Genomic DNA, 16,228 nt, shown 5'->3' on the forward strand with positions numbered 1-16,228 from the left:
CGTTTACCGCGTGGCCCCCAGTGGCACCACGTGCGACTGGAAGTCGTAGTTCCATTGATCGAAGTACAGATTGCCGCCGGACCACTCGGCTTCACCGCGCTGCGAATCCACCGTGTCCGAGCGGAAATGCTGCTTGGCCGGCACCAGCGGCTGGCCGTAGTCGTCGTTGAAGGCGATGCGGTAGGCATCCAGCCCGCCCAGATAGAAATCGCGCAGCGCCTGCTGCGGACTGTCCAGCCGCCCGGTGGTGACATCCATCGGCACCCAGCCATAGGGGGCCAGATACACCGCGCCCCAGTCGTGCAGGTTGTTGTAGCCGGCCGCATCATCGGAATAGACCATGCCCGACTGCCAGCGCGCGGGAATGCCGTTCAGGCGCAGCAGGGCGATCAACAGCAGCGTCTGCTGGCCGCAGTCGGCGTGGCCGGCGTGCAGGGCGTAGTCGCTGATGTTGGAGATCGTCGCGTACTCGCGCGCACCGGCCCACGGAATGGCGTCCACCGCGTCGAACAGCTTCTGCACGATCCGGTACGGATCGGTCTCCGTCCCGACCACCTTCGTCGAGAACGCGCGCAGCGCCGGGGTGAACACGATGTGCGGCGCCTGCTCGGCGAGGTACGGTTTCAGCGCAGGATCTTCCGGCGTGGGCTGGACCCTGGCCGGATCGATCTGGATATGCCGCGCGTACACGGTCACTGCGTAGCGGATCTGGAACTCGGTGGGCGTGCCGGCCACTGCCTTGCGCTCCAGGTAGGCGGTGCGCTGCAGCGTGGCTTCGGGGGCCACCTGCGCCCCAGCCGGCGTACTCGCCATCCAGGTGATGTCTTCCTGCTGGCCGGCAATGGCGCGCGGGTACGGAATCCACGCGCGGATGGTTTCGCCGGCAGGCACGGCGTCGGGCTTGACCACCAGCGACTGGGTCACCTCGACGCGGCGCGGCACCAGGCTGGTCGCGCCGGTAGCGCGGGCGGCGGCGACGATCTCCTGGTGGTGCGGGTGCAGACGCTCGTAAGGGCCATCCTTCGGCACCGCGGCATCGGGTGCGCGCCGGGCGCGTGCTTCGGCGCTGACGCGGAACAGGTTGGACGGCGCCCGTTTGAAGTAGCGGCGCTGACCATCGATATCGAGGTGTTCGATCAGGCCGGCGGCGTCCCAGCGCGCGAATTCGTCCTCGCGAAGGTCGGGAATCTGCTTGCGCAGCTGTGCCTTGGCACCCTCCGCATCCAGGCTGAAGTCCAGGCGCATGCGGCGCATCCGCTCGCGCTGGTACGCGTAGTCCCGGCGTGCGGCCTCGCTGAGCGTGCTGTCGTGCAGCGCTTCGTCGATCTGCGCGTCGGCTGTGGCGAACGCGCCCTGGTCGATCTGCGCGATCACCTGCGGCAGCGGCGCCACCGCCGCCACCGCGTACAGTGAGGGCAGCACCAGCAACAGACAGCCCGCCGCACGGCAGCGCGCGGTGTGGAGCGAGAACGGTTTGCGCATCACAGGATCCACGGCGACACTTCCCAAGGTGCGGGTGGGGTAATCGCTGTGTAACACGGGCCTGATAGCCGGTCAATAATTTATTCTTGCTTTCGCCGAAAAAAGGAATAAATATTCCTGACGCTTCCGAGGAGGGTGACCGCGTGACGATCCAGGCTTCCCCCCACCGCCCCGTGCGGTCCCGCTGGCTGTCGCGCGCCGTGCTGGCTGCACTGCTGGCCACCAGCGTCGCGCCAGCGTGGGCCGAGGCACCGCGTGCCGCGCCCAGCGCTGATTTCGGCGGGGTCCTCGCCCTGCGCGAGGCCTATCTCAGCCCCGGCTTCTGGGCCGATCGCCTGCCCGATCCGGACCGCGTGATCCTCGATCGCGCCGGTATCGCGGCGCAGAACGCCCGGATGCGGGCCGAGGATGCCTCGATCCATGACCTGCGCGCGTTGCCGGCGCAGCTGCCCCGCGCTCAGGTGCTGGGCAGCATCCAGTCGCTGTCCAAGTGGCCGGAGCGCACGCTGTACGGCCAGGATGGCAAGACCATCAGCGACCGGCAGCGCAGTGAGACGCTGGCCAACCTCGCCGTTGAGTCCATACCGGCGCAGCGCCCGCTGCAGTACGGCCTGGTGACCCATCGCGCCGCGCTGCGGGCGTTCCCGACCGTGCTGCGGGTGTTCAGCAGCCAGGGCGACACCGACATCGACCGCTTCCAGGAGTCGGCGCTGTTCCCCGGCGACGCCGTGGCGGTGCTGCATGAAAGCGCGGACGGACGCTGGCTGTTCATCACCAGCGAGCGCTACTCGGCGTGGATAGAGAAGCGCTTCGTCGGCATCGGCGATGCCGACACCGTGCTCGGCTACGGTCAGCACGGGCCGTACCGGGTGGTCACCGGCGCCACGGCGTTCACCGCGTATACCCCGGAAGAGCCGCGCGTATCGCGGCTGCAGCTGGACATGGGCGTGCGCCTGCCGGTGCTCGCCGACTGGCCGCTGGAGAAGACCGTCAACGGCCAGCAGGCCCATGCCGCGCATGTGGTGCAGCTGCCGGTGCGCGAAGCCGATGGTCGCCTGGCACTGATCCCGACGCTGCTGCCGCGTTCGCAGGACACCGCCGACGACTACCTGCCGCTGACTCCGCGCACGCTGCTGACCCAGGCCTTCAAGTTCCTCGGTGAGCGCTACGGCTGGGGCCACGATTACGATACCCGCGACTGCAGCGGCTTCATCTCGGAGATCTACCGCAGCGTCGGCGTGCTGATGCCGCGCAACACCAGCGCGCAGGCGATCAGCCCGGCGCTGGACCGCATCGCCTTCACCGCGAAGGATGGCAAGGCCACGCGCGACGCCGCGGTGAAGCAGCTGCAGGTGGGCGACCTGATCTACATCCCCGGCCACGTGATGATGGCGATCGGCCACCTCGACGGCCGCACCTGGCTGATCCACGACACCGCCGGCGGCGGCTGGCTTGGCGCGGACGGCACGCGCGTGCAGGCACATCTCAACGGCGTGTCGGTCACCCCGCTGGAGCCGATGATGGCCAGCGATACCGTGAGCTACATCGACCGCATCACCAACATCCAGCGCCTTCGGCCACAGACCCCCTGAATGAAGATCACCGACATCGAACTCGGCATGCTGCGCGTGCCGTTGAAGACCCCGTTCAAGACCGCGCTGCGCACGGTGGACACCGTCGAAGACGTGGTGGTGCTGATCCGTACCGACAGCGGCCACACCGGTTACGGTGAGGCGCCGGCCACGGCGGTGATCACCGGCGACACCCACGGCTCGATCATCGAGGCCATCGATGGCTTCATCAAACCGCGCCTGATCGGCGAGGACGTGGCCAACCTCAACCGGCTCTGCGGGCTGATCCAGACCTCGATGGAGCGCAACACCAGCGCCAAGGCGGCGGTGGAGATCGCGGTCTACGATCTGTGGGCGCAGCTGCACAACGCGCCGCTGTACCGCATGCTCGGCGGTGGCGACCCGGTGATCACCACCGACATCACCATCAGCGTGGACTACATCGACAAGATGGTGGCCGACTCGCTCTCGGCGATCGAACGCGGCTTCGAGTCGCTGAAGATCAAGGTCGGCAAGGACATCGGCCTGGACATCGAGCGGGTCAAGGCGATCCATGCCGCGGTGCAGGGTCGCGCCCTGCTGCGGCTGGATGCCAACCAGGGCTGGACCGCCAAGCAGGCCGTGCATGCGATGCAGGCGCTGGAAGAAGCCGGCGTCGTGCTGGAGCTGCTGGAGCAGCCGGTCAAGGCCGCCGACATCAGCGGCCTGAAGTACGTCACCGACCGGGTCAACACGCCGGTGATGGCCGACGAAAGCGTGTTCAATCCCGGCCAGGTGTTCGACCTGATCCAGCAGCGCGCCGCCGACATCATCAACATCAAACTGATGAAAACCGGCGGCCTGTCCAATGCGATCCGCATCGCCGACATCGCCGCGATCTACGGCGTGCCGTGCATGATCGGCTGCATGATCGAATCGAGCATCTCCGTGGCCGCCGCCGTGCATCTGGCGGTCGCCAAGAGCGACATCATCACCAAGGTGGATCTGGATGGGCCGTCGCTGGGCCAGTTCAACCCGGTCACCGGGGGGGTCAACTTCAACGAATCGGAGATCACCATCAGCGATGCGCCCGGGTTGGGCATCACCGAAGTACGTGGGCTGGAAATGATCACGCCGCGGCGGTGGTGAGCGTTGTATCCGCCTCGCCGGTCGCCTACGGTAGCGCCACGCCATGCGTGGCTGCCGTTCGCGCAATCCCACCTGCCGCAGCCCCCCATGGGGTGGCTCTACCGGACCTGACCCCCTCCCCATGCCGCCCCTGGTGAAAATCCGCTCCGAGCGTGACCACATGTCGGCGATCGAACGTCGCATCGCCGACTTCATCCTCGACAACGCCCACCTGCTGCGCGATTACTCGTCCCAGCAGCTGGCGAGCGCGCTGGGCATCAGCCAGTCCAGCGTGGTCAAGTTCAGCCAGAAGCTCGGCTTCAAGGGCTACCCCGACCTCAAGTACTCCATCGGCGAGGCGGTCGCCCGCGCCGGCAACGATCCGCACAGCCGGCCGCCCGCGCCCGAGGCCGCCGACGACTACGCCCAGATCGCCGAGCGCCTGCGCGTGAGCAAGGCCGCCGCTGAAGAGGAAACCTGGCTGGCCAATCCGCAGGCCGACATCGAAGCCATCGTGCAGCTGATCGATGGGGCGCCCAAGGTGTTCGTCTATGGCCTGGGCGATGACGGCCTGTACGCACGCGAGTTCGCCATGCGCCTGTCGCTGCTGGGCATGCTCACCGTGCACCACGCCGACCCGATCCTGATGATGGCCAACCTCTCGGCAGCACGCACGGGCGATGCGATGCTGGTGTTCTCCGAGTTCGGCAAGCTGCCGCAGCTGTTCCAGCTCTCCCGCCAGTTCCAGGACATGGGCGGCAAGGTGGTCTCGATCACCCGCCACAGCGCCAATCCGCTGCGCGCGCATGCCGATGCCAGCCTGGTGCTGTGCGCCCACGACCCGGCGCCGCACGTGGCGCAACTGCTGTACCGTTCTTCCCTGCAGTCCCTGCTGGACTTCGTCTTCGTCCTGCTGTGCCACGCCAACCCGGACCGCCACCGCCAGCTCGGGGTGAACCTGGAACGGATCGAACACCTGATCGATACCTGATTGCCGGAGTAAACGATGCTGCCGTTGCTGCGTACCGCCCTCGCCGTTACCGCTCTCGCCGCCGCGCTGCCGGCCGGTGCACTCACCCCGGCACCGCCGATGGCGCACAGCAGGCAGGCCATCGTGGTGGTCACCGACAGCTGGGATGCCTCGCACGGCCGACTGCAGGCCTATGAGCGCAAGAGCATCGACGGCGCCTGGCGCCCGCACGGCCCTGCCTTCACCGTAGCCGTTGGGCGCAACGGCAGTGCCTGGGGCCTAGGCCGTGCGTCGCTGCGCAACCAGCGGCCACAGAAGAAGGAAGGCGACGGGCGCAGCCCCGCCGGAATCTTCGAGATCGGCCCGGCATTCGGGTACGCACCAACGATCGCCAGTGCCATGCCCTACCAGCCGATGACGGCCAGCCACTACTGCATGGATGTACCCGGTTCGCGTTACTACAACCGCATCGTCGATGCCCAGGACGTCGGCGTCGCCGCAGTGAAAGGGTCCACCGAACCGATGCGGCTGGACCTGCACAACAAGGGCGATGTGCGCTATCGCGAGGGCTTTGTAATCGAGCACAACAGCAACCACACCCCTGGCGCCGGCAGCTGCATCTTCGCCCACCTCTGGCGCACGCCAGGCGAGGCCACTGCCGGCTGCACGGCCATGCAGCCGCAGCACATGAAGGCCCTGCTGGCCTGGCTGAAGCCGGATACCCGCCCGGCATTCGTCCTGCTGCCGAAGGACGAGTACGAGGATCTGCAGGTCGTATGGGAGTTGCCGGCCCTGAGTGGAGCGAAGCGTTGAGCGCCCCGCCCGATCCGCAACTCGAACGCGCGGTCAGTCGCTGGCAGATCGTCGGGCTCTCGATCAACGATGTGATCGGCAGCGGCATCTACCTGCTGCCTGCCGCCACCGTCGCCCTGCTCGGCCCCTTCAGCCTCTGGGGCGTGGTCGCCGCCGGCATCGTGGTGGCGCTGCTGGTGCTCTGCTACGCACAGGCGGCCAGTTATTTCGACGAGCCCGGTGGCAGCTATCTGTATGCGCGCGAGGCGTTCGGCCGGTTTGCCGGGTTCGAGATCGGCTGGATGATCTGGCTGACCCGGATCAGCTCGGCGGCCGCGCTCAGCAACGCGCTGGCCGACGCGGTGGCGCGGTTCTGGCCCTGGGCCGGGCATGACATCGGACGGATCGCGATCATCGTGGTGTCGCTGGGCTTCCTCACCGCGGTGAACGTGGCCGGCGTGCGTTCGGCCGCACGCACCGGGGTGATCCTGGTGATCGGCAAGCTGCTGCCGCTGCTGCTGTTCGTGGCGATCGGCGCGTTCTACGTCGATACCGACCTGGCCTTCTCCGGCGTGCGCCCGGACCCGCACGATCTGCAGCGCATGGGCGAGGCCGCGCTGCTGCTGCTGTATGCGTACGCCGGGTTCGAGAACATCCCGGCTGCCGCCGGCGAGTACAAGAACCCGCGCCGCGATATTCCCTTTGCGCTGATCACCATGATCATCACCGTCACCGTGATCTACGGTGCGGTGCAGTTCATCGCACAGGGCACCCTGGCCGGGCTGGCCGCGTCGCCGACGCCGCTGGCCGATGCCGCCGCGAGCTTCGGCGGGCTCACGCTCGCGTTGATCCTCACCGTCGGCGCGACGATCTCCATCCTCGGCACCAACAGCAACACGATGATGATGGGCCCGCGCTTCCTGTTCGCCTTGGCGCGCGACGGCTACGGGCCGAAGATCCTGGCGCAGGTGCATCCGCGCTTCCGCACGCCGGCGGCGGCGATCATCGCGCAGGGCCTGATCGCGCTGGCGCTGGCCTTGTCCGGTTCGTTCGTGCAGCTGGCGCTGCTGTCGATGACCACGCGCCTGTTCGCCTACATCGGGACGGCGGCGGCGGTGCTGGTGCTGGCGCGTCGGTTCCGCGATCGCCCGGGCGCGCTGAAGCTGCCGGGTGGCCCGGTGATTCCGATCCTCGCGCTGGTGCTGTGCCTGGCCTTGTTCGCCAGTGCGAGCTGGCAGAACATCGCCGCGGCAGGCATCGCGTTTGCCGTCGGTGCGGTGATTTACAGGTTCCCGCGCCGCGATCACGAGGGCTGAGAAGCTGCACAGGTGAATGGCGCTTGATGTGTCATTCACCTGGCGGGTCCATGGCGTTAACCCGGCCCTGGGTACGGTGAAGCCTCACCCAACCGGAGCCAACACATGAGCACTGACTATCAGATTCCCGGCCGGGTGCCGGAAGACGGTGTCCCGCGCCAGGCCGTATCGGACTATTGGCGTGAACGCTTTCCGAGCGAACCGTATTACGACAACAACCAGTTCTTCGATGACTATGAGCCGGCCTACCAGCTGGGCCATCGCACCCGCGCCGACGACATGATCCGCGCTTACGAAGAAGTGGAAGCCGAGCTCCAGACCCGCTGGGCGCAGGAACGTGGCCAGAGCAAGCTGAGCTGGGAACAGGCACGCAACGCGGTCCGCCGCGGCTGGGATGAATCCACCGCGCTGCGCCAGGCGCATCTGGACAAGGGCGTGCCGCGCGGCACCTGATCGCGCCTGCTTTCAGCCACGGCACATCGACGACGGCGGCCTTCGGGTCGCCGTTGTCGTGTCCGCAGGACGTCTGGTCCACGCGCCGTTGATGGGCATGGTGTACAACAGGGGCTGGCCATCGCCTCCCCGACGGAGACTTCCATGACCCGCAAGCTGTTGCTCACCCTCGCCATCAGCCTCACCCCCGCCCTGTTCACCACCGCCTGCGTCGCTGCAGACAACGCTGCCGCGCCCGTCGTGGCGAAGGCACAGTGGCCGTTCGCCGCTACCGAGTTCGCCCGATTCGACGAGCCTTGGGCGATGAGCTTCCTGCCCGACGGCAGCCTGCTGGTCACCGAGAAGAAAGGCGCGCTGAAACACTTCAACGTGCAGACCCGCAAGACGGCCACCATCAGCGGCGTGCCCAAGGTGGCGTACGGCGGCCAGGGCGGCTTCGGCGATGTGCTGCCGCACCCGGACTTCGCGAAGAACCAGCTGATCTACGTCAGCTACGCCGAGGAAGGCGACGGCGACACCCGTGGCGCCGCGGTGGCGCGTGCACGCCTGGCGCTGGCCGCCGATGGCAGTGGCACGCTGGAAGACCTCAAGGTGATCTGGCGCCAGACCCCGAAGGTCAGCGGCAAGGGCCATTACGGCCATCGCCTCGCGTTCGGCCCCGACGGCAAGCTGTGGATCACCTCCAGCGAGCGCCAGAAGTTCGATCCAGCCCAGGACATGAGCGGCAACCTCGGCAAGCTGATCCGTCTGAATGACGACGGCAGCGTCCCCGCCGACAACCCGTTCGCCTCGAAGGGCGGCGTGGCCGCACAGGTGTGGTCGCTCGGCCACCGCAATGTGCTGGGCATCGCCTTCGATGCGCGCGGCAAGCTGTGGGTGCATGAGATGGGCCCGGCCGGCGGTGACGAGTTGAACCTGATCCAGCGCGGCGCCAACTACGGCTACCCGATCGTCTCCAACGGCAATCACTACGATGGCCGTGACATTCCCGACCATGCCACCCGCCCGGAGTTCGCGGCGCCCAAGGTGACCTGGACGCCGGTGATCTCCCCGGCCGGCTTCATCATCTACAGCGGCAAGCAGTTCCCGACATGGAACGGCAGCGGCTTCATCGGCGGCCTGTCGTCCAAGGCGCTGGTGCGCGTGGCCTTCGACGGCGACAACGCCCGCGAGGCCGAACGCTTCGACATGGGCGAGCGCATCCGCGAGATCGAACAGGGCCCGGATGGCGCGATCTGGCTGCTCGAAGACGGCAGCAACGGCAAGCTGCTCAAGCTCACGCCGAAGGCCTGAGCCAGACAGGCTGCCGGCACACCGCCGGCAGCCTGCATGACACCCGTGCTTACTGGATGGTCACGACCTTGACCTCGGTGCGGCTGCACGCCTGGTCCAGGCAGGTGCCGTTGAGCCAGACCTGGCCGTCGCCGATCATCACGCCCTGCTGGTTGACCATGACGTCGTCGAATGTCTGCGCGGCGATGGCCTTGCGCACGGCCGGGGTCAGGATGCGCTCGTAGTTGCGCTGGAACTCGCCGGGCCCGGTGATCCTGGCGCCATTGGCGATGTTCAACGGGAAGCGGACTTCCTCGACCACGGCGGCGCGATCGCCGCCATTGACGGCCTTCTGGAAGGCGTTGAAGACGGTCTCGTACTGGGCCGCATCGCCGAGCACCTGCTCGATGCGCTGACGGACATCGCCGTTGGCTGAAGTGGCCGGTGTGGCGGCAGCGGCATCGCCCGCAGCAGGCGCAGCGGCATCCGGTGCCGGGCTGCCCGCAGTAACCGCATCCGGTGACAGGCCCGAGGACGGCACGGTGTCACCGGGTGTCGGGCGGCCTTCGGGAATGGCCGTGGCCGGTCCCTGTGCGGGGTCTGCAGCCGCGGTATCGGCCGACGGCGGCGCCGACGGGCTGCAGGCGGCCAGCCACAACGGGCTGGCAAGGGCCAGCAGCAAGGGGGTACGGGACAGGCGCATGGGTGGCTCCATCGGTTTCACGAGGGAGCCAGCGTACCCGCCGAAACGTCAGCCGCCGATGATGGATCACGATGGTGCCGGCCAGCGGCCGGCACTACCGGGTGACGCCGTGCCGGCTCAGGCGGCCAGCAGCTCGAAGATCACCGGCTCGCCGCTGGCCGAAGAGGCACACACCCACAACTCGAACTGGCCCGGCTCGGCGCGGAACACGCCATCGCGACCGGTGAAGCCCAGCGCGTGGCGATCCAGCGTGAACTGCACCTCGGTGCTCTCACCCGGCTGCAGGGCGATCTTGTCGAAGCCCTTCAGCTCGCGCACCGGCCGCACGCGGCTGGCCACGCGGTCGTGGATGTACATCTGCACCACTTCCTCACCTGCCACCGCACCGGTGTTGGTCAGGGTGGTGGTGATGGTCAGGGTGTCGTCCCAGGCCAGCGTCGCGCTGCTCAGCTGCGGCACGCCATAGGCGAAGGTGGTGTAGCCGATGCCGTGGCCGAACGCATACGCCGGCTCGTTCGGGATCTCGCGCCAGCGTGCCTTGAACTCGGACATGGTCGGCAGTTCCGGGCGACCGGTGCGGGCGTGGTTGTAGAAGTACGGCTGCTGGCCGGATACCTGCGGGAAGCTCACCGGCAGGCGGCCGGACGGGTTGTAATCGCCGAACAGCACATCGGCCACGGCGTGGCCGGTCTGCGTGCCCAGGTACCAGGTGATCGCCACGGCATGCGCATTGCGCACCGCGCCCTGCAGGGCCAGCGCGCGACCATTGCGCAGCAGCACGACCAGCGGCTTGCCGGTCATCGCCACCGCTTCGGCCAGCGCCTGCTGCGCGGGCGGCAACGTGATCTCAACGCGCGACTGCGCTTCACCGCTGTAGCGCTGCGGCTCGCCCAGGGCGAGCACCACCACGTCGGCACGCAGCGCGGCGGCCACGGCCTGTTCGATGCCATCCTGCACGGCCGCTTCCAGGTCGCAGCCCGGCACGATTTCCAGCAGTGCTTCATCGCTGATCGCCGCGCGTACGCCGGCTTCCAGGGTGACGTAGCGCGACTTGTCGCCGAACAGGGTCCAGCAGCCTTCGATGTTCTCGCGGTCCTGCACGAACGGCCCGATCAGCGCGATCTTCTGGCCGGTCTTCTTCAGCGGCAGCACCGAATCCGCGTTCTTGAGCAGCACGATCGAGCGGCGCGCGGCATCGCGCGAAAGTTCGTCATGCGTGGCGATGTGCGAGGTATCCGCTTCGCGCGCCAGATCCAGCGAACGGTAGGGATCGTCGAACAGACCGATCGCGTCCTTCAGGCGCAGGATGCGGCGCACCGATTCGTCCAGCGTGGCCATCGGCACTTCGCCGCTCTCGATCAGGCCCGGCAGGTGCTCGGCGTAGAAACCGCTCTGCATGCTCAGGTCCAGGCCGGCGGTGAAGGCCTTGGCGGTGGCATCGCGGTCATCGGCGGCATAGCCGTGCGCGACCAGTTCCATGTCGGCGGTGTAATCGGAGATCACCACGCCCGGGAAGTTCCACTCCCCGCGGAGGATGTCGGTCAGCAGCTCGGCATTGGCACTGGCCGGCACGCCGTTGATGTCGTTGAAGGAGGACATCACGGTCAGCGCGCCGGCTTCGAAAGCGGCCTTGAACGGCGGCAGGTGGACGTCGCGCAGGGTCTGCGGCGAGATGTCGACCATGTTGTATTCCATGCCGGCCATCACCGCGCCGTAGGCGGCGAAGTGCTTCGGCGTGGCCAGCAGCGCATCGTCGGCGCGCAGGTCCGGGCCCTGGAAGCCGCGCACGCGGGCGGCGGCGAACGCACAGCCCAGCACCACGTCTTCACCGGCGCCCTCGGCACCGCGGCCCCAGCGCTGGTCGCGGGCGATATCCACGGCCGGCGCGTAGGTCCAGTGCAGGCCGGCAGCGGTGGCTTCCACCGCGGTAGCGCGCGCCGTGCGCTCGGCGAGGTCCGGCTCGAAGCTGGCGGCCTCGCCCAGCGGGATCGGGAACACGGTGCGCATGCCGTGGATCACGTCCGCGGCGAGGATCACCGGGATCTTCAGGCGGCTTTCTTCCAGCGCGACCTGCTGGATGCGGCGACCGGCTTCGACGCCGACCCCATTGAACAGCGAGCCCACCTTGCCCTCGCGCACCTGCTGCAGCACCTGGTCGGCGTTGAGCACGTTGGCTTCCGGGTTCACGTCCGGGGCGAACGGGCGGACCATGTCGGCGAACACACCCAGCTGGCCGACTTTTTCTTCGACGGTCATCTGGGCAATGAGGGTTTCGATACGATCGGCGGCCACCGGCTGTCCTTATGAAAACGTTTACAAGCCCGGGATTCTAGCGTTCCCGAGGCGTTTGTGAATGACTTTTGCGTTCATTTTTCTTCCCCGGGGGAAGATCTCCACCCCCGCCGGCACACCGACGGGGGCACAGGAGCTTACTCTTGCGCCGCCAGCCGCTGCTGCCCGGCCATCAGCATCGCATCGCTGGAGGCCTGGAACACGCGCAGCCCGAACGCCGGCAGGATCGCCAGCAGGTGATCGAACACGTCCGACTGCACGCCTTCGTACTCACCCCAGGCAGTGCTGCGGGTGAAGCAGTAGATCTCCAGCGGCAGGCCTTCGGTGGTCGGCTGCAGCTGCCGTACCAGCAACGTCATCTCCGTATGGATGCCCGGGTGCTGCTTCAGGTAGCGCTCCACGTACGCACGGAACGTGCCCAGGTTGGTGACGCGACGCGCGTTGACCGCCGCCATGCCCTTGGCCTGCAGCCCGGCGTTGTACTGCTGCAGCTCGGCCTGCTTCTCGCGCAGGTAATCGCCCAGCACCGCGAACTGCTGCAGCTCGGCCAGCATCGGCGCATCGACGAAGCCGACGCTGTGCTGGTCCAGGTACAGCGCGCGCTTGATCCGGCGTCCGCCCGCCTCCTGCATGCCGCGCCAGTTCTTGAACGACTCGGTGACCAGCTTCTTGGTCGGGATGGTGGTGATGGTCTTGTCGAAGTTCTGCACGGTGATGGTGTGCAGCGCGATATCGATCACGTCGCCATCGGCGTTCTGGCTCGGCATCTCGATCCAGTCGCCCAGCCGCACCCGTCCATCGCCGCTGATCTGCACGCTGGCCACCAGCGACAGGATGGTGTCCTGGAAGACCAGCATGAATACCGCGGTGGCCGCACCGAGGCCGGTGACCAGCGGGCCGAGCTTCACGCCCAGCAGGGTCGCCACGATCGACAGCCCGGCGATCACGAAGACGATGATCTTCACGACCTGCAGGTAGCCCTTGATCGGCTTGTTGCGCGCATCCGGGCGGCGCTCGTACAGATCGTTCGCAGCATCCAGCGCGTGCGAGACCGCCAGCGCAACGGTCAGCACCGCCCACGCCCGGCACGCCCCGATCACGAATTCCACCAGTTCCGGCGGCAGGTCCGGCACGATCCGGATGCCGGCCGCGATGACCATGCTCGGCACCACGTTGGACAGCCGCGAGATCACCCGCAGGTTGTTGCCGCCTTCATTGCCCGCGCTGTGCCCAGGCAGGCGGCTGACCAGCTTGCGCAGGCCGCGCAGCAGGATCTTCTTGGTGACGAAGTTGGCCAGCCAGGCCGCCAGGGCCAGCGCTGCCAGTACCAGCAGGGTGTAGGCCCAGGGCCAGGGTTCGAGGGTCCGCTGGACACTGTCCAGCCATCGGGTTGCCACTACCGCATCCAACATCGTGTATCGCTCTCCTATCAGGGGTATCAGGGCGTTGCCAGGTCCTGCCGGGTGCGCTCGATGATCACGCCGACCGCGCGCGCGCCGCGCACCGCACCGGGCTTGCTGAGTTTGAGACGCAGCCATTGCACGTTGAATTCACGCAGCACGATCTCGGCGATGCGCTCGGCCAGGGTCTCGACCAGGCCATAGTCCGAGTCACGCACGAACTGCTCGATGCGCTTGCTGACGGCTTTGTAATTGAGGGTGTCGGCGATGTCGTCGCTGGCCGCCGGGCGGCGGTTGTCGAAGCCCATTTCCAGATCGAAACGCAGGGTCTGGCGGATCCGCCGTTCCCAGTCGTAGATACCGATCAGGGCATCGATCTCGAGCCCTTCAATGAATACCTTGTCCATAGCCATGCCACGTGGAAGATGGCGACCATGGTAACGGGGCTGTTCGGAATGTGCCGGGAACCGGGGTGAGGGGGCGTCTGCACCGATGCCAGAAATGACAAAGGGCCCCGCGCGGGACCCTTTGCTTACCACCACTGTCCCCGGGGGAAATGGGCTGACCCATCAGCTGGTCCCGGTGGCGCACAAGGCAACAGTGCCGGGGGAGCCAGAAAGGGTCAATGGCCGCAACCTGGATTTACGACGTGGTGCTCACCACCGCCCAAGCGCTTTGTCGCACGCGCCCAACTGCGCGCCCATCCATTTGAGCTGTATCGATGGAACATGCGTGTCAGCGGCGCATTTCTACTGCCACTCCATACCTGCGAAGTAGTCATCCGCAACGCGGTGGCTGAAGCAGTAGCGCAGCAGCATGATGCCCTCTGGCCGTGGCAGGAAGGTTTCCGCGCCAGCCAACCTCACACCGCCGGCAGCGTCGCCATGTCCCAGCGCGGCGTGACCTGCACCTGCGGCGGATTGTGCTGGCCGGCTTCCAGGCGCAGGGCGCCGGCGAAGGCGATCATCGCGCCGTTGTCGGTGCACAGCGCCGGGCGCGGGAAGCAGGCACGCCCACCGCGGCGGGCGGCCATCTGCTGCAGCTTGGCGCGCAGGCGCTTGTTGGCCCCCACCCCGCCGGCCACCACGATGACATCGGTGCCCGCCGCATCCAGTGCGCGCTCGCACTTGATCGCCAGGGTGTCGACCACGGCATCTTCAAAGCCCCGCGCGATATCGGCGCGGGTCTGCTCGCTCTGGTCACTGTCGCGCCAGGCCAGCAGCACTTGGGTCTTCAACCCGGAGAAGCTGAAATCCAGGCCCGGGCGATCGATCATCGGGCGGGTGAACTTGAACCGGCCCGGGGTGCCGCGCTCGGCCAGCGCGGCCAGCTGCGGGCCGCCCGGATACGGCAGGCCCATCAGCTTGGCGGTCTTGTCGAAGGCCTCGCCGGCGGCATCGTCCAGGGTCTCGCCCAGCAGGCGGTACTGGCCGATCCGGTCCACCGCCACCAGCTGGGTATGCCCGCCGGATACCAGCAGGGCCACGAACGGCGCCTGCGGCGGGTCGTCTTCCATCAGCGGGGCCAGCAGATGGCCTTCCATATGATGTACACCGACCGCCGGCACCTCCAGCGCCCAGGCCAGCGAACGGGCCACGCCCGCCCCCACCAGCAGCGCGCCGACCAGGCCGGGGCCGGCCGTATAGGCCACCCCGTCGATGTCGGCGACCGTCATGCCGGCCTCGGCCAGGGTCTGCCGGATCAGCGGCAGCAGCTTGCGTACGTGGTCGCGGCTGGCCAGCTCGGGCACTACCCCGCCGTACTCGGCGTGAAGGGCGATCTGGCTGTAGACCGCATGGGCGCGCAGGGCGTCGATCCCGGACAGGGAGGTGTCATACACCGCCACGCCGGTCTCATCGCAGGAAGATTCGATACCAAGGACTCGCATACGGGGTATTATGGACCTCTTCAGGCCCCGGCAGACGTACGCTGGCCTGTCTCTGCATCACCCGTGGCCAAGAAGTTCGCCGGGGTGGGTTGCAACTTCTTTTCTCGCCGCTATAATGTGCGGCTCTCACCGGGCGAGACCCGGTTCTACTGTGTCCCGGAGATTCCATGCCCAGCGTTAAAGTCCGCGAGAACGAGCCCTTCGAGTTTGCGCTCCGTCGCTTCAAGCGCACCTGCGAAAAGGCCGGCGTGCTGGCCGAAACCCGCAAGCGCGAGTTCTATGAAAAGCCGACCCAGGAGCGTAAGCGTAAGGCTGCCGCTGCTGTGAAGCGTCAGCTGCGCCGTTCGTCGCGCGACGTCACCAAGCGTCAGCGCCTGTACTGATCGGACGCAACTTCGATACGGCAGGCCTTGGCCTGTCGTGACGGAGCCGAAGCCGGAACGCGCGAGCGTTACCGGCTTTTTGCGTTCCAGCGCTTCGGCGCCCCGCTTTCCTTTTCCACCGACACGAGGTGTTCCCATGAGCCTGAAGCAGCAGCTCACCGATGACATGAAGGCCGCCATGAAGGCCGGCGAGAAGCACCGCCTGGGCGTGATCCGCCTGATGAACGCCGCGATCAAGCAGCGCGAAGTCGACGAACGCATCGAGCTGGACGACGCCGCCGTGCTCGCCGTGCTGGAAAAGATGGTCAAGCAGCGCAAGGACTCGGTCACCCAGTTCGAAGCCGCCAATCGTGAAGACCTGGCCGTGATCGAGCGCGAGGAAATCGTGGTGATCGACCAGTACCTGCCGGCCAAGCTGGGCGAGGCCGAGATCGTGGCCGCCATCCAGGCCGCCATCGCGGAAACCGGTGCGACCACCCCGGCCGACATCGGCAAGCTGATGGGCGCGCTGAAGCCGCGTCTGGCCGGCCAGGCCGACATGGGCCTGGTGTCCAAGCTGGTCAAGCAGCAGCTGGCCGGCTGATCCCGCCGCCATGCCG

Annotated in this window: 15 protein-coding genes; 9 read left to right on the forward strand and 6 right to left on the reverse strand. The window is 67.3% G+C overall.

Features of this window, described 5'->3' with window-relative positions; translation table 11 throughout:
• Nucleotides 1-3: 3 nt before the first annotated feature.
• On the reverse strand, nucleotides 4-1,482 hold the full coding sequence (locus tag ABE434_RS17715; RefSeq protein WP_346479744.1) for a transglutaminase domain-containing protein: 1,479 nt from the start codon (nucleotides 1,480-1,482) through the stop codon (nucleotides 4-6).
• A gap of 173 nt (nucleotides 1,483-1,655) precedes the next feature.
• On the opposite strand from ABE434_RS17715, the gene ABE434_RS17720 reads away from it, so the two are divergent.
• The 7 genes from ABE434_RS17720 to ABE434_RS17750 all read left to right on the forward strand — a co-directional run bounded on the left by ABE434_RS17720 (nucleotide 1,656) and on the right by ABE434_RS17750 (nucleotide 8,984).
• Nucleotides 1,656-3,074 (forward strand): SH3 domain-containing protein, encoded by a 1,419-nt coding sequence (locus tag ABE434_RS17720; RefSeq protein ID WP_346479745.1) that lies wholly within the window; start codon nucleotides 1,656-1,658, stop codon nucleotides 3,072-3,074.
• Nucleotides 3,075-4,181: a dipeptide epimerase gene (locus ABE434_RS17725; protein WP_176990525.1), complete on the forward strand. Its 1,107-nt coding sequence runs from the start codon at nucleotides 3,075-3,077 to the stop codon at nucleotides 4,179-4,181. It begins immediately after the preceding gene.
• A 121-nt stretch (nucleotides 4,182-4,302) separates the two neighbouring features.
• Nucleotides 4,303-5,151: a MurR/RpiR family transcriptional regulator gene (locus tag ABE434_RS17730; RefSeq protein ID WP_346479746.1), complete on the forward strand. Its 849-nt coding sequence runs from the start codon at nucleotides 4,303-4,305 to the stop codon at nucleotides 5,149-5,151.
• A 15-nt stretch (nucleotides 5,152-5,166) separates the two neighbouring features.
• On the forward strand, nucleotides 5,167-5,943 hold the full coding sequence (locus ABE434_RS17735) for a L,D-transpeptidase family protein (protein ID WP_346479747.1): 777 nt from the start codon (nucleotides 5,167-5,169) through the stop codon (nucleotides 5,941-5,943).
• Complete coding sequence (locus tag ABE434_RS17740; protein WP_179461034.1) at nucleotides 5,940-7,238, forward strand: amino acid permease; 1,299 nt, start codon at nucleotides 5,940-5,942, stop codon at nucleotides 7,236-7,238. The genes ABE434_RS17735 and ABE434_RS17740 overlap by 4 nt, the downstream gene beginning before the upstream one ends.
• 105 nt (nucleotides 7,239-7,343) lie before the next feature.
• Nucleotides 7,344-7,691: a hypothetical protein gene (locus ABE434_RS17745; protein WP_176990529.1), complete on the forward strand. Its 348-nt coding sequence runs from the start codon at nucleotides 7,344-7,346 to the stop codon at nucleotides 7,689-7,691.
• Between the two features lie 144 nt (nucleotides 7,692-7,835).
• The gene (locus ABE434_RS17750; protein ID WP_346479748.1) at nucleotides 7,836-8,984 is read left to right on the forward strand and encodes a PQQ-dependent sugar dehydrogenase; all 1,149 of its coding nucleotides are present in this window, start codon (nucleotides 7,836-7,838) and stop codon (nucleotides 8,982-8,984) included.
• Between the two features lie 49 nt (nucleotides 8,985-9,033).
• Here ABE434_RS17750 and ABE434_RS17755 read toward each other — a convergent pair whose 3' ends face one another.
• The 5 genes from ABE434_RS17755 to tsaD all read right to left on the reverse strand — a co-directional run bounded on the left by ABE434_RS17755 (nucleotide 9,034) and on the right by tsaD (nucleotide 15,246).
• Complete coding sequence (locus tag ABE434_RS17755; protein WP_346479749.1) at nucleotides 9,034-9,666, reverse strand: hypothetical protein; 633 nt, start codon at nucleotides 9,664-9,666, stop codon at nucleotides 9,034-9,036.
• A gap of 117 nt (nucleotides 9,667-9,783) precedes the next feature.
• Complete coding sequence (bglX, locus tag ABE434_RS17760) at nucleotides 9,784-11,958, reverse strand: beta-glucosidase BglX (RefSeq protein WP_346479750.1); 2,175 nt, start codon at nucleotides 11,956-11,958, stop codon at nucleotides 9,784-9,786.
• A 137-nt stretch (nucleotides 11,959-12,095) separates the two neighbouring features.
• Nucleotides 12,096-13,370 (reverse strand): mechanosensitive ion channel domain-containing protein, encoded by a 1,275-nt coding sequence (locus ABE434_RS17765; RefSeq protein WP_346479751.1) that lies wholly within the window; start codon nucleotides 13,368-13,370, stop codon nucleotides 12,096-12,098.
• Nucleotides 13,371-13,396: 26 nt separating this feature from the next.
• Nucleotides 13,397-13,765: a dihydroneopterin aldolase gene (folB, locus tag ABE434_RS17770; RefSeq protein ID WP_176990533.1), complete on the reverse strand. Its 369-nt coding sequence runs from the start codon at nucleotides 13,763-13,765 to the stop codon at nucleotides 13,397-13,399.
• A gap of 455 nt (nucleotides 13,766-14,220) precedes the next feature.
• Nucleotides 14,221-15,246 (reverse strand): tRNA (adenosine(37)-N6)-threonylcarbamoyltransferase complex transferase subunit TsaD, encoded by a 1,026-nt coding sequence (gene tsaD / locus ABE434_RS17775; RefSeq protein ID WP_346479752.1) that lies wholly within the window; start codon nucleotides 15,244-15,246, stop codon nucleotides 14,221-14,223.
• Between the two features lie 167 nt (nucleotides 15,247-15,413).
• On the opposite strand from tsaD, the gene rpsU reads away from it, so the two are divergent.
• Together rpsU and ABE434_RS17785 are read left to right on the forward strand one after the other, a co-directional pair.
• Complete coding sequence (gene rpsU, locus ABE434_RS17780) at nucleotides 15,414-15,629, forward strand: 30S ribosomal protein S21 (protein WP_002808376.1); 216 nt, start codon at nucleotides 15,414-15,416, stop codon at nucleotides 15,627-15,629.
• Nucleotides 15,630-15,765: 136 nt separating this feature from the next.
• A complete protein-coding gene (locus tag ABE434_RS17785; RefSeq protein ID WP_176990535.1) occupies nucleotides 15,766-16,212 on the forward strand; it encodes a GatB/YqeY domain-containing protein in 447 nt (148 codons plus the stop codon).
• Nucleotides 16,213-16,228 lie beyond the last annotated feature (16 nt).

It is taken from the genome of Stenotrophomonas sp. TWI1183 (assembly GCF_039673115.1).
GTDB lineage: Bacteria > Pseudomonadota > Gammaproteobacteria > Xanthomonadales > Xanthomonadaceae > Stenotrophomonas > Stenotrophomonas maltophilia_AA.